Below are 3092 nucleotides of genomic sequence, written 5' to 3' on the forward strand. Positions count from 1 at the left end.
GGCGTGCGCGGTGTCCGGTGCGGCGGGCGGGGCCGGGTCCGTTCCGGTCCTGCTGCGCGGCGTTTCCGGCATGGCGGGCCACCTCCGATTGCTGACGAGCCGTCAGATCCAGCGCAGAGCGTAGGGCGCGGGCGCTTGCCGGTCCAGGGGTGCGGGGCTAGCGTGGAGCCGCTCTTTCCTGACGCACCATCAGATCCGGTCGGTCCGGCCGCCCGCTCCGGGCCCGGACCGCCCGGCCCGCGGCGAGGGGGACACGGAGAATGGAACTGCCCCGCATCATCAGCGTCGACGACCACGTCATCGAGCCCGCCCACCTCTTCGACGTCTGGCTGCCCGCCAAGTACCGCGACCGCGGACCGAAGCCGCTCACCGCCGGCATCGGCGAGCTGGAGTACCGCGGCGGCAGGTACGTCGTCTCGATGGACCCCGACGGCCCCCCGGCCGACTGGTGGGTCTACGAGGACCTGCGGTTCCCGTACAAGCGGAACATCGCCGCCGTCGGCTTCGACCGCGACGACATGACCCTGGAGGGCATCACCCGCGAGGAGATGCGCCGCGGCTGCTGGGACCCCAAGGCGCGCCTGGAGGACATGGACCTCAACCACGTCGAGGCGTCCCTCTGCTTCCCCACCTTCCCCCGCTTCTGCGGCCAGACCTTCGCCGAGGCCCGCGACAAGGAGGTCGCCCTCGCCTGCGTGCGCGCCTACAACGACTGGATGGTCGAGGAGTGGTGCGGCGACAGCGGCGGCCGGCTGATCCCCCTGTGCCTGATCCCGCTGTGGGACATCGGCCTCGCCGTCGCCGAGGTCCGCCGCAACGCCGCGCGCGGGGTGCGCGCCGTCACGTTCTCCGAGATCCCCACCCACCTCGGCCTGCCCTCCATCCACTCCGGGTACTGGGACCCCTTCTTCGCGGTCTGCCAGGAGACCGGCACGGTCGTCAACATGCACATCGGGTCCTCCTCCCAGATGCCCGCGGCCTCCCCCGACTCGCCGCCCGCCGTCCAGGCCGCCCTCAGCTTCAACAACGCGATGGCATCGATGACGGACTTCCTCTTCAGCGGCGTCCTCGTGAGGTTCCCGCAGCTCAAGCTCGCCTACAGCGAGGGCCAGATGGGCTGGATCCCGTACGCCCTGGAGCGCGCCGACGACGTGTGGCGCGAGCACCGCGCCTGGGGCGGCGTCCGCGACCTGATCCCCGAGCCGCCCTCCACGTACTACTACCGGCAGGTCTTCTGCTGCTTCTTCCGCGACAAGCACGGCGTCGCCTCGATCGACACCGTGGGCCGCGACAACGCCACCTTCGAGACCGACTACCCGCACGTCGACTCCACCTTCCCGCACACCAAGGAGGTCGCCCTCGACCACGTCGCGGGCCTCGACGACGAGACCGTCCACAAACTGATGCGCGGCAACGCCATCCGCATGCTCGGCCTGGACCTGGTCTGAGGCGGGCGGCGCCGTGGACCTCGCCGAAACGCAGGAGGAGCGGGAGTTCCGGGCCGGGCTGCGCGCGTGGCTGGCCAAGGTCCTGCCCGAGCTGCCGCCCCGGCCGTCTCCCGACGACTGGCCCGGCCGGCGCGCGTACGACCTCGGCTGGCAGCGCCGGCTGTACGACGCCGGCTACGCCGGCCTGCACTGGCCCGTGGACGCGGGCGGCCGCGGCGCCGGCCCGACCCGGCACCTGGTCTTCCTGGAGGAGACCGAGCGGGCCGGCGCCCCGTACGTCGGCGCGAACTTCGTCGGCCTCCTGCACGCCGGCCCCACCGTCGCCGCGGAGGGCACGCCCGCCCAGCGGGCCCGCTGGCTGCCGCCCGTCCTGCGCGGCGAGGAGGTGTGGTGCCAGGGCTTCAGCGAGCCCGGCGCGGGCTCCGACCTGGCCTCCCTGCGCACCCGCGCCGTCCGCGACGGCGACGCGTACGTGGTCACCGGCTCGAAGATCTGGACCTCGCACGCCGAGATCGCCGACTGGTGCGAGCTGCTCGTCCGCACCGACCCCGACGCCCCCCGGCACCGCGGCCTCACCTGGCTCGCCATGCCGATGGACGCGCCGGGCGTGACGGTGCGGCCGCTGCGGACCCTGGCCGGCTCCGCGGAGTTCGCCGAGGTGTTCCTCGACGGGGTGCGCGTCCCCGTCCCGTACCGCGTCGGCGCCGAGAACGACGGCTGGCGCGTCACCATGACCACCCTCTCCTTCGAGCGGGGCACCGCCTTCGTCGGCGAGGTCGTCGCCTGCCGCCGCACCCTCGGCGCCCTCGCACGGGCCGCGCGGGCCAACGGCCGCTGGGACGACCCCGTGCTGCGGCGCCGCCTCGGCCGGCTCGCCGCGGAGTTCGCGGCGCTGTGGCGGCTCACCCAGTGGAACGTCTCCGCCGCCGAGCGCACCGGCGGGGTGCCGGGCGCCGGCGGCTCCGTCTTCAAGCTGGCCTACTCGCAGGCACGGCAGGAGCTGTACGACGCCGCCGCGGAGGTCCTCGGCGCCGAAGCGCTCGCCCTGGAGGAGGAGTGGGTGCGCGAGCGCCTGTCCTCGCTGTCCTACACGATCGCCGCGGGCACCTCGCAGATCCAGCACACCATCGTCGCCGAGCGGATCCTCGGCCTCCCGAAGGGCCGGTGAGCGTGGACTTCCAGCCGACGCAGGAACAGGACGACCTCCGGGCGGGCGTACGGGCCCTGCTGGCGCGGCGCTTCGGACGCGAGGCCCTGCGGGCGTCGGTGGACCGGGCGGAGGCGCAGGGAGCCGGGTGTGTGGACCGCGGGCTGTGGCGGGAGCTGGGCGGCGCGGGGTTCTTCGCGCTGCGCCTGCCCGAGGCGGACGGCGGGGTGGGGCTCGGGCTCGCCGAGGCCGTCCTCGCCTTCGAGGAGGCGGGGCGTGCCCTGCTGCCCGGCCCGCTCGTCGCCACGCACCTGGCCGCCGGCCGCGTCGAGGGCGCCGCCGACGGCACGGCCGTCGTCACGGCCTTCGACCTCGGCGACGGCGACCGCCCCGGCGGAGCCGCGGCCGCGCCCGGCGTGCTCGTCGCCCACCTCGCCGAGGCGGACGCGCTCCTCGGCGGCGGTGCCGCGGCCCCCGCCGCTCTGCTGCCCGCCGCC

3 protein-coding genes are annotated in these 3092 nt (G+C 74.9%); all 3 read left to right on the forward strand.

Translation table 11 applies throughout. The features are described from left to right. Positions 1-260: 260 nt before the first annotated feature. Complete coding sequence (locus EF903_RS30980) at positions 261-1448, forward strand: amidohydrolase family protein (RefSeq protein WP_125548301.1); 1188 nt, start codon at positions 261-263, stop codon at positions 1446-1448. Positions 1449-1461: 13 nt separating this feature from the next. Next, positions 1462-2616: an acyl-CoA dehydrogenase family protein gene (locus EF903_RS30985; protein ID WP_125548302.1), complete on the forward strand. Its 1155-nt coding sequence runs from the start codon at positions 1462-1464 to the stop codon at positions 2614-2616. A 2-nt stretch (positions 2617-2618) separates the two neighbouring features. Further along, positions 2619-3092: acyl-CoA dehydrogenase family protein (locus tag EF903_RS30990; RefSeq protein ID WP_148142622.1), on the forward strand; the 474-nt coding region annotated here is incomplete at its 3' end.

Origin of the sequence: Streptomyces sp. WAC05292, assembly GCF_003949955.1 — a bacterium.
Lineage (GTDB): Bacteria > Actinomycetota > Actinomycetes > Streptomycetales > Streptomycetaceae > Streptomyces > Streptomyces globosus.

Excerpts from the sequence above, each read along its gene's own strand:
- EF903_RS30980 (WP_125548301.1), top strand. The coding sequence starts at position 261 with ATGGAACTGCCCCGCATCATCAGCGTCGACGACCACGTCATCGAGCCC.